The organism is Actinosynnema sp. NPDC002837 (assembly GCF_040295345.1).
In the GTDB taxonomy this organism is placed as follows: Bacteria; Actinomycetota; Actinomycetes; order Mycobacteriales; family Pseudonocardiaceae; genus Actinosynnema.
In genome coordinates, this window is the sequence record NZ_JBEOVG010000043.1 from 12,454 (window position 1) to 39,444 (window position 26,991).

Genomic DNA, 26,991 nt, shown 5'->3' on the forward strand with positions numbered 1-26,991 from the left:
TGCCCGGGGTCAGGAGATTCCGAGCTCGGTGTCGATGAAGGTGAAGAGGTCGTCGGCCGACGCGGCGCGGAGGCGGTCCTCGACGTCGGCCGCGGACCCGCCGACCTCGCCGAGCCGGCCCGCCAGCGCCTGGAGGCGCGCCACCAGGCCCAGGCGGGTGATCTCGGCGGCGGACAGGCCGGCGGCGGCCCGTTCCAGCCGTTCCAGCTCGGTGAGCGCGGACGGCGGCTCCGCCTCGCCGTCACCGAGCACCGAGTGCAGGTGGTCGGCGAGCGCGGCGGGGGTGACGTGGTCGAAGACCAGGGTGCTGGGCAGGCTGCGGCCGGTGACCGCGTTCAGCCGCGCCCGGAGGTCGACCGCGGCGACCGAGTCGAACCCCAGGTCGGTGAACGTGCGCGCCTGGTCCACCTCGGTCGGGTCGTCGTGACCGAGGATCGCGGCGACCTGCTCGCGCACCGCGCCGAGCACGGCGCCCGCCCGTTCGGCGGCGGGCAGGGCGGCCAGGCGGGCGGCCAGCGCGGGTTCACCCTGCTCGGGCGACGAGTCGGCGAGGACGGCCGCGGCCTCGGGTAGGGCGGCCAGCAATGGCCTCGGTCGGGCGGAGGTGTAGACGGAGGTGAAGCGGGCCCAGTCGAAGTCGGCCACGACCGGCGCCGCGTCGCCGGTCTCCAGCACCCGCCGCAACGCCCGCAGGGCGAGGCCGGGCGCCATCGCCGGCGCGCCGATCCGCCGCATGGTCGCGGCGATCTCGTCGTCCACCATGCCGCCGTCCCAGGAGCCCCAGCCGACGGCGGTGGCGGTGAGGCCGCGCGCCCGGCGGTCGGCGGCCAGGCCGTCCAGGTAGGCGTTGGCGCTGCAGTAGGCGGCCTGCGCCGCGCTGCCCCACACCGCCGACCCGGAGGAGAACAGCACGAACGCGTCCAGCGGCCGGTCGGCCAGCAGGGCGTCGAGGTGCGCGGCGCCGGCGATCTTCGCCGCGCCGACCCGGGCGAACCCGGCCGCGTCCAGCTCGGTGAGCGGGGCCAGCGGTTGGGACGCGCCGGCGGCGTGGACCACGGCGGTCAGGCCGGGCAGTCCGGCGAGCAACCCGCGCACGGCCTCGCGGTCGGTCACGTCGCACGCGGCGATCGTCACCTCGACGCCGCGCGCGACGAGGTCGGCTTCCAGGTTGGCCGCGCCGTCGGCGGCCCGGCCGCGGCGGCTGGTGAGCACGACGTGCTCGGCGCCGTGGTCGGCGAGCCACCGCGCCACGTGGGCGCCCAGGCCGCCGGTGCCGCCGGTGACGAGCACGGTGCCGCGGGCGCGCCACGGTTCGTCGGGCGTGCCGCCGGACCCGCGGACGAGGCGGCGCGCGAAGACGCCGCCCGGTCGGATCGCCACCTCGTGCTCGCCGCGATCGTCGGCCAGCACCGCGCCCAGCCGCTCGACGACCTGCGCGTCCACGTGCGGCGGGAGGTCGACCAGGCCACCCCAGGTGGTCGGCTGCTCCAGGGCGAGGCCGATGCCCAGGCCCCACGTCGCGCTCTGCCGCGCGTCGACCGGCTCCCCGGTCCCGACGGCGACCGCGCCGGCGGTCGCGCACCACAGCGGCGCGGTGATGCCGGCGTCGCCGAGCGCTTGGGCGAGCACGACGTTGTCCACGAGGCCGCGGGACAGCACGGCACGCTCCTCGGTGCGGTCGAACGCCAGCAGCGACAGCACGCCGTCGGGTTCGGGCGCGGCGGCCAGCGCGGTCGCCAGTCCGGCCCGGTCGGCGCCGCTCACCTCGACCGGCAGCACCAGGGCGCCGGCGTCGGCGAGCCCGGCGAGCACCGCGTCGAGGCGCGGGTCGTCCCCGGCGGGGTGGGCGACCAGCCAGGTGCCGTCGAGCCGCGCGGACGGCGGCGTCACGGGCTGCCACTCGACGCGGTAGCGCAGGGCGTCCGCCGGGTCCACCGCGGGCACGGGCACGTCCCGCCAGTAGCGGCGGCGCTGGAAGGCGTAGGTGGGCAGGTCGACGCGGCGCACGTCCCACCCCGCGAACACGCCGGCCCAGTCGACGGTGACGCCGAGCCCGTGGGCGTGGGCCAGCGCGGCGAACACGTCGTGCCGCTCCGCCCCGTCGGCCCGCACGGTCGGCAGGAACACCGCGTCGCCGTCCTCGACGCAGTCAGGCCCCATCGCGGACAACACGGCAGCGGGCCCCAGCTCCAGGAAAGTCGTGACGCCCTCGGCGTGCAGCCGGCGGACGCCGTCGCGGAAGCGGACCGCGTCACGGACGTGCCGCACCCAGTAGTCGGCCGCCAGGTCCCGCGCGCCGACCGGTTCCCCGGTGACGGTGGAGACGATCGGGATCGACGGCGCCCGGTAGTCCAGGCCGCGGGCGACCTCGGCGAAGTCGGCGAGCACCGGCTCCATCAGCGGCGAGTGGAACGCGTGCGACACGCGCAGCCGCCTGGTCCGGCGGCCGAGCGCGGTGAAGTGGGCGTCGACGGCGTCGACCGCCTCCTCCTCGCCGGAGACGACCACCGCGGTCGGTCCGTTGACCGCGGCCACGTCGACGCGGCCGTCCAGCAGCGGCACGACCTCGTCCTCGGTCGCCTCCACCGCGAGCATCGCGCCGGTGCTCGGCAGCGCCTGCATGAGCCGGCCGCGTGCGGTGACCAGCGCCGCCGCGTCACGCAGCGACAGCACACCGCTCACGTGGGCGGCGGCCAGCTCGCCCACCGAGTGGCCCGCGAGCAGGTCCGGCCGCACGCCCCACGACTCGACCAGCCGGAACAACGCCACCTGGAACGCGAACAGCGCCGGCTGGGCGAACTCGGTGCGGTCGAGCCGCCCCGCGTCCTCGCCCCACACCACGTCCCGCAGCACGGGGTCGAGCTCGGCCAGCACCTCGTCCAGGGCGGCGGCGAACACCGGGAACGCGGCGTGCAGCCCGCGCCCCATGCCCAGCCGCTGCGCGCCCTGGCCGGTGAACAGGAACGCCGTGCGGCCACCGGACCTGGCGTGGGCCGTCGACACCCCGGCGGGTGCGGCGGAGCCCTCGGCCAACGCGGTCAGGCCGCGCAGGAGCCCCGGCACGTCCTCGGCCACCACCGCGGCCCGGTGGTCCAGCGCGGCCCGCGTGGTCGCGAGGGAGAACGCCAGGTCGGCCACGTCCACCGCCGGGTCGCGCAGCACGTGGTCGCGCAACGCCGCGGCCTGCGCGGGCAGCGCCGCCGCCGTGCGGGCCGACAGCAGCAGCGGCACCGCGCCCGGCGCCCGGTCGGCCCGGTCCGCGGCCGGCTCCTCGGCGGGCGGCTCCTCGATGATCACGTGGGCGTTGGTGCCGCTGAGCCCGAACGCGGACACGCCCGCGCGCCGCGGGTAGCCGTGGTCCGGCCACGGCGCCTGGTCGGTGAGCAGCCGCACCGCGCCGCGCGACCAGTCCACATTGGACGAGGGCGCGTCCACGTGCAGGGTGCGCGGCAGCACGCCGCGCCGGATCGCCTCCACCACCTTGATCACGCCGCCGACACCCGCGGCGGCCTGGGTGTGCCCGACGTTCGACTTGATCGACCCCAGCCACAGCGGCCGGTCCGCGGGCCGACCCCGGCCGTAGGTCTCCAGCAGCGCCACGGCCTCGATCGGGTCGCCCAACGTCGTGCCGGTGCCGTGCGCCTCGACGAGGTCCACCTGGTCGGCGGGCACCTGCGCGTCGGCGAGCGCGGCGCGGATGAGGCGTTGCTGGGCCGGGCCGTTGGGCGCGGTGAGCCCGTTGCTCGCGCCGTCGGAGTTGATCGCGGTGCCGCGCACGACGGCGAGCACCGGGTGCCCCTCGCGGCGGGCCTGCGACAGCCGTTCCAGCAGCAGCACGCCCACGCCCTCGCCCCAGGCGGTGCCGTCGGCGGCGTCGGCGAACGACTTGCACCGACCGTCCGGCGCCAGCCCGTTGTCCTGGCTGAAGCCGACGAACGACTCCGGGCCGGGCATCACGGTCGCACCGCCCACCAAAGCCATCGAGCACTCGCCGGAGCGCAGCGCCTGGACCGCCCAGTGCAGGGCGACCAGGGACGACGAGCACGCCGTGTCGACCGTGACGGCCGGGCCGACCAGGTCCAGGAAGTAGGCCAACCGGCCCGAGGCGACGCTGGCCAGGCCGCCGGGACCGGCGCCGATGGCGTAGTCGTGGTAGACGACGCCGGTGAACACGCCGGTCGCCGTGCCGCGCAACGCGGTGGCGTCGATGCCGGCCCGTTCGACCGCCTCCCACGCGGTCTCCAGCAGCAGCCGCTGCTGCGGGTCGGTGTCCCGCGCGTCCCGGGGGCTGATGCGGAAGAAGTCCGCGTCGAACTCCGCCGCGTCGTGCAGGAACCCGCCCCGGGTCACGTAGGTGCGGCCCGGCGTCGCGGGCTCCGGGTGGTACAGCGCGTCGGCGTCCCAACCGCGGTCGGTCGGGAACGGCGAGATCGCGTCGACCCCGCCCTCCACCAGCTCCCACAACTGCTCCGGCGTGCGCACCCCGCCCGGGAAGCGGCAGCTCGCGGCGACGATCGCGATCGGCTCGTGCCGTCGCTCGTCCACCTCGCGCAGCTGCCGCTTCGCCTGCCGCAGCTCGGTCGTCGCGCGCTGGAGGTAGTCCCGGAGCCTGTCGTCGTCGCCCATCGCCTCATTCACCCAATCTCCGTGCGGACTACGCGCCGAACTCGCGGTCCAGAGCCGCGAACAGCTCCTCGTCGGTGGCCGCCTCGTAGTCGGCGTCCTCGGTCTCGACACCGCCCTGCAGGTCGCGCCACCGGCGCAGCACCGCCTCCAGCCGCGCGGTCACCAGGTCGGCGTCACCGTCGAGGGGCCCGGCCGCGGCCAGCGCCGCCTCCAACCGCTCGACCTCGCCGAGCACCGCGCCCGCCGCGCCGCCGTCCTCCGCCCGGACCTCGACCTCGAGGTAGCGGGCGAGGGCCTCGCACGTCGGGTGGTCGAACGCCAGCGTCACCGGCAGCTCAAGCCCTGTCGCCGCGCCGAGCCGGCGGCGCAGTGCCACCGCCGCCATGGAGTCGAAACCCAGCTCCTGCAACGGTCGTCCCGGCTCGACCGGCGCCACGGTGGCGTGCCCGAGCACGGCGGCCACGTGGGCGCGCACCAGGTCGAGCAGCACCCGGTGCCGGTCCACTTCGGACAGCGGCGCCAGCCGCGCGGTGAGCCCTTCGGTGTCCTCGCCCGCGCCCGCGAGCAACGGGTGCTCCGCGGCGAGCCGAGCCACGGCCGAGGAGTCCGCCCCGACCAGCCAGTACTCGTCGCGCTGGAAGGCGTAGGTGGGCAGGCCCACGACCACGGCGCCGGTGGGCGCGAAGAACGCCCGCCAGTCGACCGCCGTGCCGCGCGCGTGGGCCGTGGCGAGCGCGGTGACGAGCCGGTGCTCCTCGCCGTGGCCGCGCCGCAGCGTCGGCACGAACACGTCCGGGCCCGTGCTCGACAGGACCGCGTCCGGCCCCAGTTCGAGCGCCGTGGTCACGCCTTCGCCCAGGAGGTGCCGCACCGAGTCGTGGAACCGGACCGCGTCGCGGACGTGCCGCACCCAGTGCTCCGGGTCGGTCACGTCACCGCTCGTCGCGATCGGGATGGTCGGCTCCCGGTAGGTCAGACCCGTCGCGACCGCGCGGAAGTCGTCCAGCATCGGGTCCATCAGCACCGAGTGGAACGCGTGCGACACCGAGAGCCGCTTCACCCGCTCGAACTTCGACGCGACCAGCACCACGTCGGCCTCGACGCCCGAGATCACCACCGAGTCCGGCCCGTTGACCGCGGCGATGCCCACGCCCTCGGACAGCAACGGCAGCACGTCGGCCTCGGCGGCCTGGATCGCCACCATGGCCCCGCCCTCGGGCAGCGCCTGCATCAGGCTCGCCCGCGCCGAAACCAACCGGCACGCGTCCGGCAACGACAGCACGCCGGCCACGTGGGCGGCGGCGACCTCGCCGATCGAGTGCCCGGCCAGGAAGTCGGGCCGCACGCCCCAGGACTCCAGCAAGCGGTGGAGCGCGACCTCGAAGGCGAACAACGCGGGCTGCGTGAACTCCGTGCGGTCCAACCGCGCCGCGTCCTCGCCCCACATCACGTCCCGCAACACCGGGTCGAACCCGGCCAGCACCTCGTCCAGCGCGGCGGCGAACACCGGGTACACCCCGTACAGCTCGCGTCCCATGCCCGGCCGCTGCGAACCCTGGCCCGTGAACACGAACGCGGTGCGCGCGTCCCGACGTGCCCGCTCCACCACCGGCGGCACCCCGGGCCCGCCGGCCAGCACCGACACCGCGGCCTCCGCCTCGGCGCGGTCCGCCGCGACGATCACCGCCCGGTGCTCCAGCGCGGTGCGGGTGGTCGCGAGCGACAACCCCACGTCCGCCGCACCGCCGCGCGGGTCCGCCGCCAGCAACGCCGCCGCCTGGGCGGTCAGCGCCTCTTCGGTCCGGCCCGACAGCAACCACGGCACCACCCGCGGCTCGACCTCGGGTCGTTCGACGTCCGCCGGCGGCACGGCTTCGAGGATCACGTGGGCGTTGGTGCCGCTGATCCCGAACGACGACACGGCGGCACGGCGCGGGCGCGCCACCGCGGGCCACTCGACCGCCCCGGTGACCGGCCGCACCGCGCCCGCCGACCAGTCCACCTGCGTCGACGGCTCGTCCGCGTGCAGGGTCGGCGGCACCACACCGCGCCGCATCGCCTCCACGGCCTTGATCACCCCGGTGACGCCGGCCGCGGCCTGGGTGTGCCCGAGGTTCGACTTGACCGACCCCAGCCACAGCGGGTCTCCGGTGCGGCCCTGGCCGTAGGTGGCGAGCAACGCCTGCGCCTCGATCGGGTCACCCAGCGAGGTGCCCGTGCCGTGGCCCTCGACCACATCCACGTCCGAAGTGGACAGACCGGCACTCGCCAGCGCGCGCCGGATCACCCGTTCCTGCGACGGGCCGCTCGGCGCGGTCAACCCGTTGGACGCGCCGTCCTGGTTGACCGCCGACCCGCGCACCACCGCCAGCACCGGGTGCCCGTTGCGCCGCGCGTCCGACAAGCGCTCCACCAGCAGCAGCCCGACGCCCTCGGAGAACCCGGTGCCGTCCGCGCCCGCGCCGTAGGAGCGGCACCGGCCGTCGGCGGACAGGCCGCCCTGCATGCTGAAGTCGACCAACGTCTCCGTCGTCGCCATCACGGTCGCACCGCCCGCCAGCGCCAACGAGCACTCACCGGCCCGCAGCGCCTGCACGGCCAGGTGCAGCGCCACCAGCGACGACGAGCACGCCGTGTCGATGGTGACCGCCGGGCCCTCGAAGCCGTAGGTGTAGGCGATCCGGCCGGACGCGATCGCGCCCGAGGCGCTGTTGAGCGGGTAGTCGTGGTACATGACGCCCGCGAACACGGCGGTGTCGCTGCCGCGCAACGACAACGGGTCGATGCCCGCGCGTTCGAACGCCTCCCACGACACCTCCAGCAGCAGGCGCTCCTGCGGGTCCATGGTCAGCGCCTCCGCCGGGCTGATGCCGAAGAACCCGGCGTCGAACCGCCCCGCGTCGTGCAGGTACCCGCCGGCGCGGGCGTAGTGCTTGCCGGGCACGCCCGGTTGGGCGTCGAACCCGCCGTCGAGGTCCCACCCGCGGTTGGCGGGCAGGTCGGAGATCACGTCGACGCCGTCCGCCACCACCCGCCACAGGTCCTCCGGCGACGCCACGCCACCGGGCAGCCGGCAGGCCATCGCGACGATCGCGATCGGGTCGTCGTCCACCCGCCGTTCCACGACCTCCGCGCGGGCCGCCACCCGTGCGCCGAGCAGCTCGTCGAGGTAGGCGGCCACGGCCCGGCACGTCGGGTGGTCGAACACCAGCGTGGCGGGCAGCCGCAGCCCGGTCACCGCGTTGAGCCGGTTGCGCAGGTTCAGCGACGAGAGGGAGTCGAACCCGAGGTCGCGGAACACCCGGTCCGGGTCGACCGACGCCGCGCCGTCGTGACCGAGCACCTCGGCCGCGGCGGCGCGCACCTCGCCGAGCAGCACGCGGGCGCGTTCCTCGTCGCCGAGCGCGGCCAGCCGTTCGGCGGCGGAGGTCTCGCCCACGCTCTGCCGGACGGGCACCCGGGCCAGGTCGCGCAGCATCGGCGGCGCCTCGTGCCGGACGGCCCGTGCCCGCAGTGCGGCGCGGTCCACCCGCATCAGCGCGACGTGCGCCTCGTCGGTCCGCAGCGCCGCGTCGAACAACGCCAGTCCCGCGTCCACGTCCAGCGGCGGCAGGCCGAGTTCCGCCAGCCGCCGCACGTCCGCGTCGGCGAGCGACTCGCCCATGCCCGTCCCGGTCCACAGACCCCAGGCGAACGACGAGGCGGCCAGCCCTGCGGCGTGCCGATGGGCCGCCAGGGCGTCCAGGAACGCGTTCGCCGCGGCGTAGTTGGCCTGGCCGGGGCCGCCGAGCGTCGCGGCGAGCGAGGAGAACAGGACGAACGCCGCCAGGTCGAGTCCCGCGGTCACCTCGTGCAGGTGCCACGCGGCGTCGACCTTGGGCCGCAGCACCCGCTCCACCCGGTCCGGCGTCTGGGCCGCGAGCACACCGTCGTCGAGCACGCCGGCCGCGTGGACGACCGCCGTCAGCGGGTGCGCCGCCGGCACCGAGCCCACCAGTGCCGCGACCGCGTCACGGTCGGCGAAGTCGCACCGGGCCACCGAGACGTGGGCGCCCGCCTCCGTCAGCTCGGCCACCAACGCGTCGACGCCGGGCGTGTCCGGACCGCGCCGGCCGGCCAGCAGGAGGTGCCGCACGCCGTGCCCGGCCACGAGCCGGCGGGCGACCCGCGCGCCGAGCCCCGTCGTGCCGCCCGTGATCAGCACGGTGCCCTCGGGGTCGAACCCCGGCGCGTCACCACCGCCTTCAACCGCCACCAACCGGGGCGTGGCCAGGACGCCTTCCCGCACCGCGACCTCGGGCTCCCCACTGGCTATAGCCGCGGCGAGCACCGCCTCCGACTCCGCGAGCCCGTCGGTCTCCACGAGCACGAACGCCGCGGGGTTCTCCGCCTGCGCCGCCCGCACCGCGCCCCACACGGGCGCCACGCCCAACCCGGTCGCGTCACCGGTGACGACGACGAGACGGGAGGACGCCAACCGAGGCTCACCCACCCACTCCCGCAACACCCGAACAGTCCGCTGCACCACCTCGTGCACGGCGCCGGGCACCCCAGCCCCACCACCGGCAGGCCCGACCGCCGCGCCAGCAGCCGGCGCGACACCGACCAGCCCGTCACCGGCCGGCTCGGGCACCCGCCACACGACGACCTCGGGCACCTCATCACCCTCGAAGGCGGCGAGACCGTCCTCCCACCAGCCGTCGACCTCCAGCCACGCACCGTCCACCCCACCGGCAACCGCGGCGAGCGGCGTCCACTCCACCCGATAAGGCGTGTCCCGCCGGCCCGACCGCGCGTTCACCTGCTCGGCCGACACCTCCCGGATCACCAGCTCGTCCACCGACAGCACGGGCCGCCCGGCCGAGTCCGCCACCTCCACCCCGGACCCCGCCAACCGCACCCGCAGCGCGGTGGCGCCGGTCGCGTGCAACGTCACCCCGGTCCACGCGAACGGCAGCGCCGTCGCGCCGCCCTCGTCCGCCGTCACCAGCGCCGCGTGCAGGGCCGCGTCCAGCACCGCCGGGTGCAGCCCGAACCGGTCCGCGTCACCCCGCGCCCGCTCCGGCAGCACGGCCTCGGCGAACACCTCCTCGCCCCGCACCCACACGGCCCGCAACCCCTGGAACACCGGCCCGTAGGCATACCCACGAGCCAGCAGAGCCTCGTAAGCCCCGGTCACGTCCACCTCGGTCGCACCGGCAGGCGGCCACTCGGAGGCCAGGTCCATCGAAGGCGCGCGGGCCGCGGACTCCGCGAGCGCGCCGACCGCGTTGCACACCCACGCGTCGTCACCCTCCCGCCGCGAGTGCACGGCGACCGACCGCGCCCCGTACTCGTCGGCCACCCCGACGACCAGCTGCACCCGCACGTCCCCGTCGGCCGGCAGCACCAACGGCTCCTGCAACGTCAGCTCGGCCAGCAGGTCGCACCCGACGTGGTCACCAGCCCGGATCGCCATCTCCAGGAGCGCCGTGCCCGGCAGCAGCACCGCGCCCAACGCGTCGTGATCGGCCAGCCACGGGTGCGTCCGCACCGACAACCGGCCGGTGAACACGTGCCCGCCGCCGTCCGGCAGCTCGACCGCCGCGCCGAGCAGCGGGTGGTCCACCCGGTCCTGGCCCACGGCGGGCAGGTCGGCCTCCGTCGCCACCGGCTCCAGCCAGAACCGGTCCCGGTGGAACGCGTACGTCGGCAGCTCCACCGTCCCCGAGCCGGGGTGGAACCCGGTCCAGTCGACGGGCGCGCCGTGCACGTACGCCGTCGCCAACGACAGCGCGAACCGGTCCAGGCCACCGTGGTCGCGGCGCAGCGAACCGACCGTCACCGCCGGCTCGCCCGAGTCCTCCACGGTCTCCTGCAGACCGACCTGGAGCACCGGGTGCGGGCTGCACTCCACGAACAGGCCGTAGCCGTCCTCCAGCAACGCGCGGGTCGCCTGCTCGAAACCGACCGTCCGACGCAGGTTCGCGTACCAGTAGCGCGCGTCCAGCACCGCCGTGTCGTCGAGCTTCCCGCCCGTCACCGTCGAGTAGAAGGCCACTGTGGACGATCGCGGCCGGACCGGCGCGAGCACGTCCAGCAACCGGCCCTCGACCGCCTCGACGTAGTGCGAGTGCGAGGCGTAGTCCACCGGGATGCGGCGGCCCTCGACCCCCGCCTCGGCCAGCTCGGCGAACATCTCGTCCAACGCGGCGGACTCGCCGCACACCACCACCGAACCCGGGCCGTTGACCGCGGCGAGCGACAACCGCCCGTCCCAGCGGTCCACCCACTCCTGCGCGCGCGCACGCGGCAGCGGCACGGACATCATGCCGCCCTTGCCCGCCAGCTCACCGGCGATGACGGCGCTGCGCAGCGCGACCACCCGTGCACCGTCCTCAAGGGACAGTGCGCCGGCCACGCACGCCGCCGCGATCTCGCCCTGCGAGTGACCGACCACCGCGGCCGGCTCCACGCCGCACGAGCGCCACAACGCCGCGAGCGACACCATCACCGCCCACAACGCGGGCTGCACGACGTCCACGGCCTCCAGCGACGGCGCGCCGGGCGCACCGCGCAGCACGTCGGTCAACCGCCAGTCCACGAACGGTTCGAGCGCTTCGGCGCACCGGGTCAGGCTGTCGGCGAACACCGGCGCGGTGTCCAGCAGCTCCACCGCCATGCCCGCCCACTGCGAACCCTGCCCGGGGAACACGAAGACGACACCCGGCTCTTCGTGCGCCACACCGCTCACGACCACCGGACCGCCGGCCGCGGGACGACCGGCGGCCAGCGCGTCCAGCCCCGCCACCAACTGCGGACGGTCCGCGCCCAGCACCACGGCCCGGTGCTCCAACGCGGCACGGGTCGTCGCCAGCGAACGCCCCACCGCACCCACCGGGAGGTCGCGCACGGCCGCCAGCAGCCGCGCCGCCTGACCGGGCAACGCCTCCGCGGTGCGCGTGGACAGCGGCCACGGCGTCACACCGACGCCCGCGCCGTCCTCGACCGGCGGCACGTCCTGCGGCTCCGCCTCTTCCAGGATCACGTGCGCGTTGGTGCCGCTCACCCCGAACGACGAGACACCGGCCCGGCGCGGCCGGTCGGACGCGGGCCACTCGCGGGCCTCGGTGAGCAGCCGGACGTCACCCGCCGCCCAGTCCACGTTCGGCGTCGGCTCGTCCACGTGCAGCGTCTTCGGCAGCACGCCGTGCCGCAGCGCCATGACCATCTTGATGATCCCGCCGACCGCGGCGGCCGACTGGGTGTGCCCGATGTTCGACTTGAGCGAGCCCAGCCACAGCGGTCGGTCCGCCGGCCGGTCCTGCCCGTAGGTGGCCAGCAGCGCCTGCGCCTCGATCGGGTCGCCGAGCCGGGTGCCGGTGCCGTGCGCCTCGACCGCGTCCACGTCGGCGGGCCCCAGTCCCGCGTCCTTGAGGGCGCGGCGGATCAACCGCTGCTGCGACGGGCCGTTCGGCGCGGTGAGGCCGCTGCTCGCGCCGTCCTGGTTGGTGGCGCTGCCGCGGATCACCGCGAGCACCCGGTGGCCGTTGCGCCGGGCGTCGGACAGGCGCTCCAGCAGCACCACGCCCGCGCCCTCGCCCCACCCGGTGCCGTCGGCCGCGGCGGCGAACGACCGGCACCGGCCGTCCGGCGACAACGCGCGCTGCTTGCTGAACTCCACGAACGTGTCGGTCGTGGCCATCACGGCGACGCCGCCCGCCAGCGCGAGCGAGCTCTCGCCCGTCCGCAGCGACTGCACGGCCAGGTGCACCGCCACCAGGGACGACGAGCAGGCCGTGTCCACGGTGACGCACGGCCCTTCGAAGCCGAACACGTACGACACCCGGCCGGAGGCGACCGAACCGTTGCTGTGGGCCTCCGGGTAGTCGTGGTACATCATCCCGGTGAAGACGCCGGTCGGGCTGCCCTTGAGGGACCTGGGGTCGAGGCCCGCCCGCTCGAACGCCTCCCACGACACCTCCAGCAGCAGCCGCTGCTGGGGATCCATGTAGAGCGCCTCGTTGGGGCTGATCCCGAAGAACGCGGGGTCGAACCCGGCGACGTCGTGCAGGAAGCCGCCCGTGCGGGCGTAGGACTTGCCCGGCCGGCCCGGCTCGGGGTCGTAGATCCCGTCCACGTCCCAGCCGCGGTCGCCGGGGAACTCCGTGATGGCGTCCGCGCCGTCGTCGACCAGCCGCCACAGGTCCTCGGGCGAGGCCACCCCGCCCGGATAGCGGCACGCCATCGCCACCACGGCAATGGGCTCGGTCGAAGTCGAACCGGAATTCTCCAGTTCGGTTATGCGCCGACGCGCCTCCCGCAAGTCCTGGGTGGCCCTTCTGAGATAGCCGAGAAGCTTTTCGTCGTCGCCCACCGCAGGCACTCCCCTGGTCAGCTTTCGCCCCAACGTCGACCGACGCTACGTTTTCCCCACCCCCTGACCACAACCCTTAGTCGTCCCGCGCGGCTCTTATTCACGCGGCGCGGTCCGCGCCGGCGGATCGGGGTCGGCGCGGACCGCGCGGGCGGGTCGGGCGCCGGTCAGCCCGGCGGGATCACGGATCCGATCCGGGACAGCGGCTCCCGGAACGCCGGGTACCGCTCGATCGCGTCCGCGAGCGCCATCTCGGGGTGCCGCGGTCCGCGCAGCACCGTGAACAGCAGCGGCAACGTCATCATCGAGCGCCGCGGCGCCAGGAACGACGCCACCTCGAACGTGGCCCGCGCCACCGCCGGGTTCTCCGCGGACACGCGGTTCCAGCGGGCGATGAACCGCTGCTGCCCCTTGCCGCCGCGCACCTTCATGGTCGACTCGGCGCCGGGGAACAGGCTGTCGTTGAACGTCGCGGCCTGCCACGACCCGACCACCGACTTCGCCACCGCGGTCTGCACCCGGCGGGTGAACCCGTCGGCGAGACCCCGCTTGACCAGCTCGGCGCGCAGCGCTAGCGCCTGGAACGCGGCCATCGACATGCCGGTGGCGTAGTTCGGGTTGAGGATCGTGGCCGCGTCGCCGACCACGAGGAACCCCTCCGGCACGGGCAGCTTCTCGAAGTGCCGCTGCCGGTTGACCAGGCCCCGGTAGGCGCGGATCTCGGTGAGCGGGCGTGCCGCCGCCATGAGCTCGGCCACCAGCGGGTCCTGCAGGCTCCGCGCGAACGCGAGGTAGCCCTCCTCGTCGGTGGGCGGCTGCGCGCCCTTCGTGCCGATCATCGACACGATCCACTTGCCGTCCTCGTTCGGCAGCAGGCCCGCGCCGCGACCGGGACGGCCGGTGCCCGAGTCGGCCTGCACGAGGATCGCCGGGAAGCCGTCGGCCAGCGCCGCCGGCGCCTCGTAGGTGCGCCCGGCGTAGGCGAAGCCGGCGTCCTGGAGGTCCTCGGCGACCTTGGGCAGGCCCAAGGACTCCAGCCACACCGGCGCGCGCGACCCGCGACCGGTCGCGTCCACCACGACGTCCGCGGCCAGCGTGCGCTCGGGCCGGTCGGCGTCCTGGTCGGCCCGGCTCTCCAGCCGCACGCCGGTGACCCGCGCCGCGTCACCGATCAGGCCGACCGCCTTGGTCCCCTCGACCACGTCGATCGCCGGGTGGCCCAGCACCCGCCCGCGCACCACGTGGTCGAGCAGGTGGCGGCTGGCCGCGAGCACGTAGGCGCGCCCGTCGTACGGCCGCGACCAGCCGTGCATCGAGACGCCGAGGAACTCGTCGCCCATGCGCCTGCGGTGCGCGCCCGCCGCGTAGAGCAGGTCGCTGGTGCCGGGCAGCAGCTCGTCGAGCGCGTCGACCCCGCCGCCCATGAACATGTGGAAGTGGTGCCCCTGCGGCAACCCCTTGCGGGGTAGCGGCGCGTCGGGGAACCGGTCGCTCTCCACGACGGTCACCCGGTCCACGTGCTCGGCGAGCGCGGCGGCGGCGAGCATGCCGGCCATGCCGCCACCGAGCACGACTGCGTGCGTCATCACGGTCCTCCCGCGTCTGCCCGGCAGTGGGCGCGGCTCAGGCCTGGGCGGCGGCGCGGCGGCGCGCTTCCGCCTCCAGCGCGGCGAACGTCTCGTGCATGTCGGCGCGCATGCCCTTGAGGAACAGCTTCTTGAACACGGGGACGAACGCGCCGCTCAGCTCCACCTCGCGGGTGACCTTGACCTTGCCCTCGCCCACCGGCTCGAAGATCGTGTTGATCAGCATCTTCCCCATCGGCATCGGCGACTCGGTCGAGTAGCTGCGGCCGTCCTCGATCGCGGTGATGGTGAAGTTGCCGCGGGGGCCGCCGCGGGGCTTGGTCCAGCCGGAGGCGCCGACCTCGAACCGGCCCTCGAAGCCCAGCTTCTCCACGTGCGGGTCCCAGTCCTGCCACGCCTTCAGGTCCGAGGCGACCTGCCAGAGGTACTCCGGCTCGGCCTCGATCGTCGCGGACTCGCTGAATGACAGCATCACACACCTCACCTTTGCGCGGTCGATTTCCGCATCAGTCAAACCGCGCGCGCGGGCGCCGCACCAGAGGACGGACCCCCTAACAGTCGGTGGGCCCCTTAACGACTAGGGGGCACCACCGACACTTAGGGGACCGCCGGCATGGCCCAATTCGTCGCCGGACACTTCAATGAAATCGTCCCGGTCCGAGCCGACCCCGTGGAGTGCGACCCATGACGACAGCGCCAGAGCGCCCGCGACTCGTCGACATGCGGGCGCGGGCGGAGGAGTTGGCGGCCGTGCGGGAGTCCGCGGAAAGGGGCCCGTCGCCCCGCGCCTCGGAACAACAGCACGCGCGCGGGAAGCTCACCGTCCGGGAAAGGCTCGACCTGCTCCTCGACCCCGGCACGTTCCGCGAGGTCGAGCAGTTCCGCCGGCACCGCGCGACCGGCTTCGGCCTGGAGGACCGCCGTCCGCACACCGACGGCGTGGTCACCGGCTGGGGCGAGGTCGACGGGCGCACGGTCTTCGTCTACGCCCACGACTTCCGCATCTTCGGCGGCTCGCTGGGCGAGGCGCACGCGGAGAAGATCCACAAGGTGATGGACCTCGCCGAGGCCGCAGGCGCGCCGCTGGTGTGCCTGAGCGACGGTGCGGGCGCCCGCATCCAGGAGGGCGTCACCGCGCTGGCGGGCTACGGCGGCATCTTCAGCCGCAACGTGCGCGCGTCCGGGGTGATCCCCCAGATCAGCGTCATGCTCGGGCCGTGCGCGGGCGGTGCGACGTACTCGCCCGCGTTGACCGACTTCGTGTTCATGGTGCGCGGGATCTCGCAGATGTACATCACCGGGCCGGACGTGGTGGAGGCCGTCACCGGCGAGCGCATCACCCACGACGACCTCGGCGGCGCGGACGTGCACGGCAGCACGTCCGGCGCTGCCGCGTTCACCTACGAGGACGAGGCCGAGTGCCTGGCCGACGTCCGCCACCTGCTGTCGCTGCTGCCCTCCAACAACCGGGAGCTGCCGCCCGCCGCGCCCACCGACGACCCGTCGGACCGACGCAACGACGTGCTGCTCGACCTGGTGCCCGCGAGCCCCAACCTCGGCTACGACATGCGTGCGGTGGTCGAGGAGATCGTCGACGACGGCGACTTCTTCGAGGTGCACGAGCGCTGGGCGCGCAACATCCTGTGCGGGCTGGCCCGGATGGGCGGCCACGTCGTCGGCATCGTCGCCAACCAGCCCTCGGTGCTCGCCGGCGCGCTCGACATCAACGCCTCGGAGAAGGCGGCGCGGTTCGTGCAGACCTGCGACGCGTTCAGCATCCCGCTGGTGACGCTGGTCGACGTGCCGGGCTTCCTGCCGGGCCGCGAGCAGGAGCACGGCGGCATCATCCGGCACGGCGCCAAGCTGCTCTACGCCTACTGCAACGCCACCGTGCCGCGGGTGCAGGTGATCCTGCGCAAGGCCTACGGCGGCGCGTACATCGTGATGGACTCCAGGTCGATCGGCTGCGACCTGTCCTTCGCCTGGCCCACCAACGAGATCGCGGTCATGGGCGCGGAGGGCGCGGCGAACGTCGTGTTCCGCCGCGAGATCGCCGCCGCGCCCGACCCGGCGGCGGCGCGGGCCCAGCGCATCAAGCAGTACCAGGCCGAGCTGGTGCACCCCTACTACGCCGCCGAGCGCGGGCTGGTGGACGACGTGATCGACCCCGCCGCGACCCGGTCGACCGTCATCGACGCGCTCGCCGTGCTGCGGGCCAAACAGGCCAAGCTGCCGTCGCGCAAGCACGGCAACCAGCCGGTGTGAGCCGATGAGCGCACCGCTGCTGCGCGTCCTCAAGGGACGGCCGAGCGACGACGAGCTGGTCGCGGTCGTGCTGGCGCTGGTCGCCGCCACCTCCGGCAACCCCGGACCGTCCCGTCCCCCGACGACGAGCCCCGGCTGGACCAGCGCGCCGAGCCACCGCGTGCCCGGCGCGTGGACCTCGCGCTGACCGGCCGGCACGCGGACCACGAACCCGGCGCGCGGCCCCCGCGCTCACCACCGAAACCTCAACCCGCCCAGACGCGCCGACCTCGCGCCCACCACCGATACCTCAACCCGCGAAAAGGACCGACCGTTGACCGCACCGCCCGTTGCCGGCGCCTGGATCAGGCGTTTCCACCCCTCGCCGGACGCACCCGTCCGCCTGGTGTGCTTCCCGCACGCCGGCGGGTCGGCGTCGTACTACTTCTCCACCTCGCGCGCCCTCTCCCCCGACGTGGAAGTGCTGGCCGTGCAGTACCCCGGCCGCCAGGACCGGCGGTCCGAGGCGTGCGTGGACGACGTGCACCGCCTCGCCGACCTGGTCGCCGAGGAGCTGGCCGCCTGGACCGACCGGCCGCTGCTGCTGTTCGGCCACAGCCTCGGCGCGTCCCTGGGCTTCGAGGTCGGGTGCCGGCTGGAGGAGTCGGGCGTGCGGCTGCTCGGCCTGTTCGCGTCGGGCAGGCGTGCACCCAGCCGGTGGCGTGACGAGCACGTGCACCTGTTGGACGACGACCAGCTCGCGGCCAACCTGGCCCGGATGAGCGGGACGGACTCGACCGTGCTCGCCGACCCCGAGATGCTGCGCGCCGTGCTCCCCGCCGTGCGGGCGGACTACCGCGCCGCCGAGACCTACCGCGGCCGGCCGGGCGCCCGGCTGGCCTGCCCGGTGCGCGCCCTGACCGGCGACGAGGACCCCGAGGTGACGCTCGACGAGGCCCGCGCGTGGGCCGAGCACACCACCGGCGGCTTCGACCTGGAGGTGTTCGCGGGCGGCCACTTCTACCTCAACGACCACGCGCCCGCCGTGCTGGCCTCGCTCCGCCGGCACCTCGCCCGGCCGACCTGACGGGGTGCCCGCGACCACGCCGGGGCAGCCCGACCCCACCGCGGCCCGACCCCGCCCGACCACGACCACCGCACCGGACCGGACGCCCCACCCGCCCACGCGCCGACCCGCAACCGGACCCGCACCCGCACCCGGCGCAACCGGACCCGCACCTGTACCCGCAACCGGCCCGGCGCGACCCGCCGACAACCCACCGGACCGACCGACCCGCCTGCCCGCGACCGCGCGCCGCCCCCTGCCCGGCGCGGCCCTACGCCGGCGGGATGTCGTGCCGCACCAGCACCGCGGGCAGCTCGCTGCGGCTGGTCACGCCCAGCTTCCGGTAGACGCGGGTCAGGTGCTGCTCGACCGTGCTCACCGTGATGTAGAGCCGTCGCCCGATCTCGCGATTGGTGTGCCCGAGCCCGGCCAGCTGCGCCACCCTGATCTCGGCGTCGCTGAGCACCGCGGCGGTGGACGGCGTCGGACCCCGGCCGGCGGCCTCGCCCGGCGGCCCGCCCGGCTCGGCGCCGACGAGCACCTCCGCCTGCGCGGGCAGGCCGGCCCGGCACTCCTTGGCCTCGTGCGCGGCGCGGCGGGCGAACACCCGCGCCCGGTCCACGTCGCCCAGCTCGTGGTGCGCCCGGCTCAGGTCCTGCAACGCGCGCGACAGCTCGAACCGGTCCCCCGCCTGCTGCAACGCGTCCACGGCCTGCGCGAGCAGCGCCGGCCGCTTCGCCACCTCACCGCACCCGGCGAGCACGCGCAGCGACAGGCCGGTCGTGCGGCGATCGGTGCCGCTCACCCGTTCGAGCTGGTGCCGGACCAGGTCGCGCGCGGTCAGCGGGTCGCCGAGCCGCAGGTGCGCCTCGGCCAGGTCCGTGCGCCACGGCAGCAGGGCCGGCACGTCGGCGCCCCGTTCCCGCGCCATCGCGCCGCACTCCTGGAGGTCGCCGACCGCCGCCAGCACCCGGTCACTTGCGAGGTGGTGCAGCCCGCGGGCGCGCAGGAACCACAGCCCGTGCGACGTGCCCGCCATCGCGTCGGGCGTCGGCCGGCGCAACGTCTCCTCGGCCGCGTCGAGCCGCCCGGACGCCACCTGCGCGAGCGCGAGCGTCCCCAACGGCGAACCGACGCACACGCCCCAGTCGGCGGGCGGCATCAGCTCCAGCGCCGACTCCGCGGACGCGACCGCGTCCGCGAGGTCGCCCATCAGCAGCGCGAGACGCGCCCGGACGTCGCTGAGGTACGCCTGCCACGCCGTGGCGCCGCGCCGCGCGGCCTCCTCCACGAGCCGGTCGCACCACGCCGCGGCCTTCTCCGCCCGGTTGCCGTGCCCGAGCGCGATCAGCGCCGTGCCCATCGTCTCCAACGTCGCGTCGCCGAGCCGACTGCTGTGCAGGAGGTGCTCGGCGGTCACCGTCAACGCCTCGGAGACGCCCTGCGTCCACACGTTGCCGAGCAGGCTCGCCGCCCTCGTCCACGGGTTGTCCGCGGCGCGCTGGTGCGCGGGCCCCAGGTCGCGCACCCGTTCCCGGTGCGCGCCGTGCACCCACAGGTAGACCAGCCGCGCCTCCACGACCAACTGCGTGTCGACCTCGCGGTCCGCCCCCGCCAAGGAGTCCATTATCCCCAGCGCGAGCGTCGTGTCGCCGTGCCACAACGCCTCGCGGAGCGTGGCGAGGCCGTCCCGGTCGGACAGCTCGCCCTCGGCCGCGGCGGTGCGCACCAGCTGGCGCGCCACCCCCGCCCGCGACGGGCGGACCCGCCACGACGCCCGCACCACGGCGACGGCCAACGACACGCGCTGCCCAGGGTCCGTACACGTGTCCAGCGCCAGTTCGAGGTAGCGCACGGCGGTCTCCACGCGGTCGCCCGCCAACGCCACGTCCGCCGCCTCGCGCAGCACGTCCACCACCCAGTCCGCGTGCGGACCGGCCGCCTCCAGCAGGTGGTCGGCCACCTCGACCGCGGGCGCGCCGACCTGGCGCAGCAGGTCCGCGGCGTCGGCGTGCAACCGGGTGCGCCGCGTCCGGGGCAGGCTGTCGAGCAACGCCTTGGCCACCGCGGGGTGCCGCAGCCCGCACCCCTCCATCAGGCCGGCGGACACCAGCAGCTCCAACGCCCGCCGCACCTCCGGCAACGGCAGCCCGACCAGCCGCGCGACGTCGTTGGGACTGGCCTTGGCGCAGAGCACGGCGAGCCCGCAGGCCGTCTCCAGCAGCGGGGTGCCCCAGCGGTGCAGGGCGGCGACGACCTCCGGGCCGAGCAGGTCGCCCGGCGCGCCGTGCCCGCCCTCGCGCGACGCGGCGAGGTGCTCCTGGACCAGCACGGCGACCAGCAACGGGTTGCCCGCGCTCGACCGGTGCACGTCCGGCGCGACGCGCTTGGCCTCGTCCTCCGGCAGGAACCGCGACGCGTGCCGCACGACGCCGCGCACGTCCAGCGGGCCGAGCCGCAGCCGGCGGTGGGGCTGCCGGAACAGCTCCGCGTGGAACCTCGGCAAGGTGGACTCCGGCGTCGCCCACTCGCTGACGACCAGCATGACGCGCGCCGAGCTCAGCCGGCGCCACAGGTACAGCAGGAGCTGCAGGGAGGTGCTGTCGACGAACTGCACGTCGTCGATGCCGATGACGACGGGTCGTTCCCGCGACAGCTCGAGCAGCGCGCCGCAGACCTCGCGCGCGGCCCGCACCAGGCCGGGTTCGGCGTACCGGCCGGCGCCGATGTCGTGGTCGCCCTCGTCCACCGTGGCCGCGACCGCGGCGAGCGGTTCGAGCAGGCGTTCGGCGAGGTCGTCCGGCAGTTCCACCACGCGGAAGAGCTGTTCCATGACGGCCAGCTGGAGCTTGCTCTCCGCGGCCGAGCCGACCGCCATCAGCGACACCGCGCCCGACTCGGACGCCTGGCGGGTGAACTCGTGCAGCAGGGACGTCTTGCCCGTGGCCAGGCCGCCGCTGATCAGCGCGAGCTGGCCGCCGCCGACCGAGGTCTTGGCGAGCAAGGCGTTCAAGGTGCCCAGTGCGTCGTTGTGGTCGACGAATACCACCCAAGCGTTCCTTCCCCCAGTGGTGAAACCCCTAGCACCGTCGTCAGTGGACTCTCAGACCGCGGTGCCGTGCCCGGCTACCCCTAGTGGGCAGGACTGGGGTTCAAGCGCCCGATCGGCCGATCGGATCGGGAAGAAATGTGCGACCGATCGCGCGGCCGACCCGCCACCACCGGCGACGCAACCTGCCCGTGCATGGTCAATCACGGTCCGTAGAGGTCGACAAACCCAAGTGGACGGTAAGTGGACACATTCTTGCGAAATCCGTCGTGATGAACCGGGCGCCGGATGAACCACCCCCTAATCCCCGCTGTGGCACTGACCCGGCCACCGCCGGCCAAATAGGATCGACAATTGTCCCCAGGCGAATGGAGGGCGCGGTGGCGGACAGCCTCGCGGATGGGACGCCGGCCGACGCGGTGCGGTTCCGGCACGCGCTGGCGGCGTTCCCCAGCGGGGTGACGATCGTGACGACAGGCGACCCGGACGGCCGCTGGTGGGGCTTCACCGCCACCTCGTTCTGCTCGCTGTCGATCGACCCGCCGCTCGTGCTCGTGTGCCTGGCCAAGACCGCGTCGTGCCACGGGGCGTTCCTGACGGCCGAGTCGTGGGTGGTCCACGTCGTCCCGGCCCACCGCAGCGACCTGGCCCGCCGGTTCGGCACCAGCGGCGTCGACAAGTTCGAGGGCGGCGACTTCGAGCCCGACCCGCGCGGCAACCCCGTGTTCTCCGACGCGGCGGCGATCCTGCACTGCGACGCGTTCGCCCGGCACGACGGCGGCGACCACACCATCCTCGTCGGCCGCGTCACCGGGACCCGGGCGAACGGCCACCCGCCGACCGTCTACTTCCACCGCGCGTTCCACGCCCTCGACGAACCGGTGGCCGCGAACGGCCGGGGCTGACCGCGGCCCGCCGGACATCCACAAAGGAGGATCGCCCGGCACCTCCCCGCCGGACCTCCACGTTCCGAAGTCGCCGGCCACGGGCGGTCCGCGCGGAGCCCGTTCACGACGACGTGGTCACCCGGCTGACCCCGGGCGCCACCCGTCCGTACGCGATCCGATGCCGGTGCCAGCCCACACCGGACTCGGTGAGGCGCAACTCGCGCTCGTCGAGCGTGGCGAGCCCGGCGTCGACGACCTGACCCGCCAGCGCGCCGAAGTCGTCCACGAACGACGTGCCGAAGCTGCGCCGGTAGTCGGCCAGGTCGATCGAGTGGAACATCAGCCGGCCCACGACGTAGCGCTCCCGGCGCTCCTGTCCGGTCAGCTCGTCGGCGACCGAGTCCACCGCGTGCTCGCCGCGGCCGACGGTGGCGATGTAGCCCTCGACGTCCCGGTGCGCCAGGTAGCGGCGGCGGTTGACGTACCCGTACGCACCCGGCCCGATCGCGAGGACGTCGACGTCGTCCTTCTGGTACATCCACGTGTTGTACCGGCTCTCGTAGCCGGGCCGGGCGAAGTAGTCGATCATGTACATGTCGAAGCCGGACTTGCGCGCGGCCTCCACGACGTCGTCGTACATGGCGCGGACCTGCTCCGCGCCGGAGGGCAGCGGCGCGGGCACCTTCCCCCGCTTGATGAAGTTGTGCTGCGGGCTGCCGTGGTGGACCCGGTACTCGTAGATCGTGAAGTGCTGCACCTCCAGCTCCGCCAGGCGCCGCAGGTCGCTCTGCCACACCTCGCGGGTGTGCGAGGGCAGGTTGTACATCATGTCGAGCTGGATGTTGGTGTGCCCCAGGCGGTTGAGCCGGTTGATCACCCGCGCGCTCTGCTCCGCCGCGTGGGGCGAGCCGATCACGCGGAGGACGTCCTCGTGGAACGACTGCACGCCGAGGCTGACCCTGTTGATCGGCGATCCGGCGACGTACTCCACCTTGTCCTCGGTGAAGTCCCTGGCGTTGCCCTCCAACGTCAGCTCGCAGCCCTCGGCCAGCGGGAAGCTGGTGGTGATCGCGTCCACCACCCGTTCGAGGTTGGCGGTGGTGAGCACGGACCCGGTGCCGCCTCCGATGTACACCGCGCGCAACCTGCCGGTCTGCCAGCGGCGACGCCGCCCCCACCGCTGGATGTCCGCGACGAGGGCCTCGACGTACCGGGCCTCCCGGGCACGGGGGTCGTTCTCCGACAGCAGCTCGATGAAGAACGGGCAGGCGTGGCAGCGGACCCGGCAGAAGGGGATCGACACGTACAGGACGAAGTCGCCGCCGACCTCGTCGAGGCCGAACAGGCGCTCCGCGGCGGCCGCACCGCCGGTGTTCGGCCGCAACGGCGGCAGCACCGGGATCAACGGGTGCGCGGACCGCTCGGTGGAGAGCGGGGTCGGCGGGGTCAGGTTGGTCGGCATGGCATCTCCTGTGTCTCGGGAGGTCTTCGTTCCGGTCAGCGCCGACTGCTCTCGCGGAGGTGGTCCAGCGCCTCGGGCGAGGCGGTGGCGCCGACCGCCGGCGCCCGACGGACGAGGTGATCGGCGCAGCGGAGCACGTCGGCGGCGCGCACGGAGGCGATCGCGTCGTGCGCCCGCCCGCGACGGCGCCCGAACCCGGACTCCCGGTCGGCGAGCACGTCGGCGGCCAGGGTGTCCACGGAGGTGAGCGGGTGGAGCGCGGTCGTCGCCGCGGTGTGCGCGGCGGCGACCTCCCGTTCGGACGGCGGGTCGCCGCCGAGCCCGGTGAGCGCGGCTCGGGTGAGCGCCAACGCCGCCGCGGCGTCCGCGCCGCCGACGCAGGTCGTGGTGAGGACGCCGGTGCGGAGCGAGAACGCGACCTTGCTGCCGTGCGCGCCGATCCGGCGCAGGGCGTCGCGCAGCCGCCGGTTGAGCACGGCGGCGGTGACCAGTGCCGCCGCGCCGTCCCCACCGCCGGGTTGCGCCAGGTCGTACGCGGTGGCGACGACGAGGTCACCGCCCCCGGACGGGATCAGCACCGGGCCGCTCACCAGCGGCGGCCGCACCGCCGTCGGGCCGTCGTCCGACCCGGTGAGCGCGGCCTCCCACCTCTCGACGTCCGGGGCCGGCGCGTCACCGCTCTGGGTGATCACCACCCGCGCCGTCCGCACGGCCACCGTGTCGACCGCGGCGGCGATCGTGCGGCGCAGCGCGTCCTGGTCGGCGACGAGGTCCTGGAGCGCTCGCCGCCGGCACCAGCCGTCGACCAGGTCCTGCGCGGCGCCCGTGGTCGAGACCTGGGCGTGGGCGGCGCTGACCACCAGGCCCGGGGTCGTGGGCGTGGCGGAGGCCTCGCGGCCCACCACCGCCGGGACCCGCTCGAACCACCTGTCCGGCTGGTCGCGCAGGGCCGTGATCCGCTGCGCCAGCCACGTGCGGGCCTCCGCCGCGTCGTCCTGGTGGTGGCGCAGGCAGACCCGGAGCCTGATCCGCGGCCGGTCCGGCGCGGAGTCGTGGGCCGTCGCCGTGACGGTCACGTCCGACCGCCACCGCCGCGCGTGCCGGAACGGCGCGACCGCGGTCGGCAGCAGCGGGAGGACGTCGAGGTCGCAGACGAGGTCGAGGTCGGCGACGGCGTACCCGATGCCCTTCGTGTCCGTGGTCCACAGCCAGGTCCGCGCCGCGCCGGGAACGGGTGTCGGCACGCAGCGCGGATGCCTCGGTGCCGGCCGCGCGGGTGGGACGGCGGGCAGGGCCGTGTCCGGAGCGGACCCCGCCGCGGCAGGGGTACCGGCGTCCACCGGCGGCGCCGGAACCCGTGACGAGGTGTGGTCGACGAGTGCCCGCCCGAAACGTGCCGAGGTGCCCGTCAGCAGCGACAGGACGCGGTCCGGGTGCTCGGCGCACCAGCGGAGGTGCTCGGGCAGGTTCAGGGCGTCGACCGGGGACAGCCCGCGGACCAGGGGCGCCACCGCGTCGAGCACCAGCTGCACGGCCCACGGGTGGTGCGGGTGCTTGCCGTTGCTGCGGTCGAGCGCCCGCAGCAACAGGCGGCGGGCCGCGTTCGTCACGTCCTCCGCGCGGAACGCCTCGGGAACGACCTCGGCCAGGCGGTCGTGCACCCCGTCGGCCGCGTCCGGCCCGGTCACCCTCACGCCCACCGTGAAGAGGGTGTGGGGGTAGTGGAGGTTGACCCCGGAGCCCGGCGGGTACCGGTGCCCGCCGTGCTCGGCCAGCAGCCGGCGCAACGGGCCGTCCGTCGTGCCGGCCAGCGCCTCCCCGAGCACCATGGCCCGGGCGGTCGCCCCGGCGGCGGTCGACGGCTCCAGCGGGACCGCGAGCAGGGCGTCGACCCCCGGTGATCCCGGCGTCCCCGGCACGACGACCGCGGAGGGATGCGCGGCGAACGGGGCGAAGGCCGCGGGCGTCGACCCGTCCGGGCCGAGCACGCGTGAGACGTGCTCGTGGAACCGCGCGGGCGGCTGGTCCCCGACCGTCACCAGCCACGCCGCCGACGGCCGGTAGTGCCGCCGGTGGTACTCCCGGGCCTGCTCGGGGGTGAGGCCGGCCAGGTCGGCGACCGACAGGCCCTGCGCCTGGAGGCGGCTCAGCGCCGGTGCGTCGTAGACGGCGGCGGCGAGCGCTCCGAGCGCCACCGTCCGCGGGTCGTGCGCCCGGCTCGCCGACTCCTGCCGGACCACGCCCGCTTCCCTGGCGAAGGTCGCGTCGAGCAGCAGCGGGTGGAAGACACCGTCGAGCAGCGCCTCGGTCAGCAGGTCGGCGCTCGCCACGCAGGTGGTGCCGGCCACGAAGCACGTGAAGTCCGGGCCGGTGAACCCGTTGACGAACGTGGTGGCGGCGGTGTCGGCCAACGACGGGAACACGTGCACGTCGCCGAAGCGGCGTGATCCCGCGCCCACCCAGTGCTCCAGGACGTGCGGCACGCCGGGGTGCGTCGACGGCGTGCGCAGGGCCAGTGCGACGACCAGGTGCGGGTCCCCGGTGTCGACGTGCACGTGCCGCAGGCCGGTGCGCCCGTCGCGGTGCAGCGCGACGTCCCCGACCTCGGTCGCCCACGTGCCCGCGGTCTCGAACGTCACGTCCGGAGTCCTTCCCCGTGGCACACCGGGCAGCCGGCCTGCGGCAGGAGCGGCGTGACGTCCGACGTGCCGCCGTTGCGCCAGGTCCACACCGCGTCCACGGTCATCGGGTTGCCCAGCCCGGCCAGGTGGCGGAAGACCTCCGCCGTGGCGACGCTCGCGGTGATGCCCGCCCAGGGCGCCAGCCCGCCCGAGGTGCCCCGGGGCAGGCGGCGCAGGCGTGCCACGGTCTCGGCGAACCGCGGCTGCTCCTGGCACCGCTGCGCGAACTCGCACATCGGGCACGCGCTGCGGCCGGGCAGGTAGAAGGGACCGACCCGCAGACCGCTCGGGTGCAGCAGCGGCACGCCCGCCTGTCGGCAGGCGCGGGCGAGCCATTCGCGGACCAGCCAGATCGGCTGGTCCGCCGCGCCGACGACCAGGTCCACCCCGTCGAGGTGGTCGAGCAGGTCGCCGGGGCCGGTGATCGGCGCGGCCACCGTCCGCACCCTCGCGCGGGGCGAGAACCGGGTCAGCGCCTCGGCCGCGGCGTCGACCTTGGCCCGGCCGATGTCGCCCTCCCCGAACAGGATCGACCGGTTCAGGTTGGACGGTTCGACCACGTCGGAGTCGACGAGGACGAAGTCGCGCACACCGCAGCAGGCGAGGCCGTAGAGCAGCCAGCTCCCCATGCCGCCCGTGCCGACGACCAGGACCCGTGCGTCCAGCAGGCGCCGCAACCGGTCGAACCGGGACACCGCGCCGTCCTCCTGCTCGGAGAAGTAGTGCAGGAGGCGGTCGAAGCGGGCGAGGTCCTCCGCGCGGATCGTGGCGGGCGGCTCGACCGCCTCGAGGAACCCGGCGTCGCGCAGGGTCGCCGCCAGCTCGTTGGCCCGGGTCCTGTCGTCGGGCCGCCAGTCCGCAGTCTCCTCGTCCAGGTCGGACGTCCCCTTCGCGAGCAGGTGCAGCACCTGCTCCTCGACCGGGCCGAACGGCGCGATCCGGGTCAGGCGGTCGCCCAACCGCGCGATGAGGGTGGGACCGGAGGGCAGCAGCTGGGTCCGCCCGCGCAGCCGCATCGTCGTCGTCACGACCGG

The 26,991-nt window shown here is 75.0% G+C and carries 12 protein-coding genes and 1 pseudogene; 4 read left to right on the forward strand and 9 right to left on the reverse strand.

The genetic code is table 11. The features are described from left to right. Positions 1-9 precede the first annotated feature (9 nt). The 5 genes and pseudogenes from ABTZ99_RS26080 to ABTZ99_RS26100 form a co-directional block, all read right to left on the reverse strand. Positions 10-4,626, reverse strand: coding sequence for a type I polyketide synthase (locus ABTZ99_RS26080; RefSeq protein WP_499614835.1), 4,617 nt, complete (start codon positions 4,624-4,626; stop codon positions 10-12). A gap of 28 nt (positions 4,627-4,654) precedes the next feature. After that, a complete protein-coding gene (locus tag ABTZ99_RS26085) occupies positions 4,655-9,454 on the reverse strand; it encodes a type I polyketide synthase (RefSeq protein WP_499614837.1) in 4,800 nt (1,599 codons plus the stop codon). Further along, positions 9,431-12,964: pseudogene (locus ABTZ99_RS26090) on the reverse strand (type I polyketide synthase); the annotation flags it as partial. The pseudogene ABTZ99_RS26090 and the gene ABTZ99_RS26085, both read right to left, overlap by 24 nt. A gap of 185 nt (positions 12,965-13,149) precedes the next feature. Continuing rightward, on the reverse strand, positions 13,150-14,568 hold the full coding sequence (locus ABTZ99_RS26095) for an NAD(P)/FAD-dependent oxidoreductase (protein WP_498776761.1): 1,419 nt from the start codon (positions 14,566-14,568) through the stop codon (positions 13,150-13,152). A gap of 37 nt (positions 14,569-14,605) precedes the next feature. After that, the gene (locus ABTZ99_RS26100) at positions 14,606-15,040 is read right to left on the reverse strand and encodes an SRPBCC family protein (RefSeq protein ID WP_498776759.1); all 435 of its coding nucleotides are present in this window, start codon (positions 15,038-15,040) and stop codon (positions 14,606-14,608) included. Positions 15,041-15,252: 212 nt separating this feature from the next. Here ABTZ99_RS26100 and ABTZ99_RS26105 point away from each other — a divergent pair, with 212 nt between their 5' ends. The 3 genes from ABTZ99_RS26105 (at position 15,253) to ABTZ99_RS26115 (ending at position 17,899) form a co-directional block, all read left to right on the forward strand. Next, positions 15,253-16,833, forward strand: coding sequence for an acyl-CoA carboxylase subunit beta (locus tag ABTZ99_RS26105; RefSeq protein WP_499614782.1), 1,581 nt, complete (start codon positions 15,253-15,255; stop codon positions 16,831-16,833). 4 nt (positions 16,834-16,837) lie between these two features. Continuing rightward, the gene (locus tag ABTZ99_RS26110) at positions 16,838-17,020 is read left to right on the forward strand and encodes an acyl-CoA carboxylase epsilon subunit (RefSeq protein WP_498776755.1); all 183 of its coding nucleotides are present in this window, start codon (positions 16,838-16,840) and stop codon (positions 17,018-17,020) included. A gap of 126 nt (positions 17,021-17,146) precedes the next feature. Beyond that, complete coding sequence (locus ABTZ99_RS26115) at positions 17,147-17,899, forward strand: thioesterase II family protein (RefSeq protein WP_498776753.1); 753 nt, start codon at positions 17,147-17,149, stop codon at positions 17,897-17,899. 250 nt (positions 17,900-18,149) lie between these two features. On the opposite strand, the gene ABTZ99_RS26120 is transcribed toward ABTZ99_RS26115, so the two are convergent. After that, positions 18,150-20,927: an AAA family ATPase gene (locus tag ABTZ99_RS26120; RefSeq protein ID WP_499614785.1), complete on the reverse strand. Its 2,778-nt coding sequence runs from the start codon at positions 20,925-20,927 to the stop codon at positions 18,150-18,152. A 380-nt stretch (positions 20,928-21,307) separates the two neighbouring features. Between ABTZ99_RS26120 and ABTZ99_RS26125 the strand changes: the two genes are divergently transcribed. Continuing rightward, entirely contained in the window at positions 21,308-21,832 is a 525-nt protein-coding gene (locus ABTZ99_RS26125; RefSeq protein WP_498776749.1) for a flavin reductase family protein, read from the forward strand. Positions 21,833-21,935: 103 nt separating this feature from the next. On the opposite strand, the gene ABTZ99_RS26130 is transcribed toward ABTZ99_RS26125, so the two are convergent. The 3 genes from ABTZ99_RS26130 to ABTZ99_RS26140 are packed head-to-tail and all read right to left on the reverse strand — an operon-like array spanning position 21,936 to position 26,985. Further along, positions 21,936-23,276 (reverse strand): coproporphyrinogen-III oxidase family protein, encoded by a 1,341-nt coding sequence (locus ABTZ99_RS26130; RefSeq protein ID WP_499614788.1) that lies wholly within the window; start codon positions 23,274-23,276, stop codon positions 21,936-21,938. 35 nt (positions 23,277-23,311) lie between these two features. Next, positions 23,312-25,915 (reverse strand): insulinase family protein, encoded by a 2,604-nt coding sequence (locus tag ABTZ99_RS26135; RefSeq protein ID WP_499614791.1) that lies wholly within the window; start codon positions 25,913-25,915, stop codon positions 23,312-23,314. Beyond that, positions 25,912-26,985, reverse strand: a complete 1,074-nt coding sequence (locus ABTZ99_RS26140; protein ID WP_499614794.1) for a HesA/MoeB/ThiF family protein — start codon at positions 26,983-26,985, stop codon at positions 25,912-25,914. The genes ABTZ99_RS26135 and ABTZ99_RS26140 overlap by 4 nt, the downstream gene beginning before the upstream one ends. Positions 26,986-26,991 lie beyond the last annotated feature (6 nt).

Bases quoted from the DNA above. Each gene is read 5' to 3' on its own strand.
- ABTZ99_RS26080 (WP_499614835.1), bottom strand. From the start codon at position 4,626: ATGGGCGACGACGACAGGCTCCGGGACTACCTCCAGCGCGCGACGACC.
- ABTZ99_RS26095 (WP_498776761.1), bottom strand. From the start codon at position 14,568: ATGACGCACGCAGTCGTGCTCGGTGGCGGCATGGCCGGCATGCTCGCC.
- ABTZ99_RS26105 (WP_499614782.1), top strand. From the start codon at position 15,253: ATGACGACAGCGCCAGAGCGCCCGCGACTCGTCGACATGCGGGCGCGG.
- ABTZ99_RS26130 (WP_499614788.1), bottom strand. From the start codon at position 23,276: ATGCCGACCAACCTGACCCCGCCGACCCCGCTCTCCACCGAGCGGTCC.
- ABTZ99_RS26100 (WP_498776759.1), bottom strand. From the start codon at position 15,040: ATGCTGTCATTCAGCGAGTCCGCGACGATCGAGGCCGAGCCGGAGTAC.
- ABTZ99_RS26110 (WP_498776755.1), top strand. From the start codon at position 16,838: ATGAGCGCACCGCTGCTGCGCGTCCTCAAGGGACGGCCGAGCGACGAC.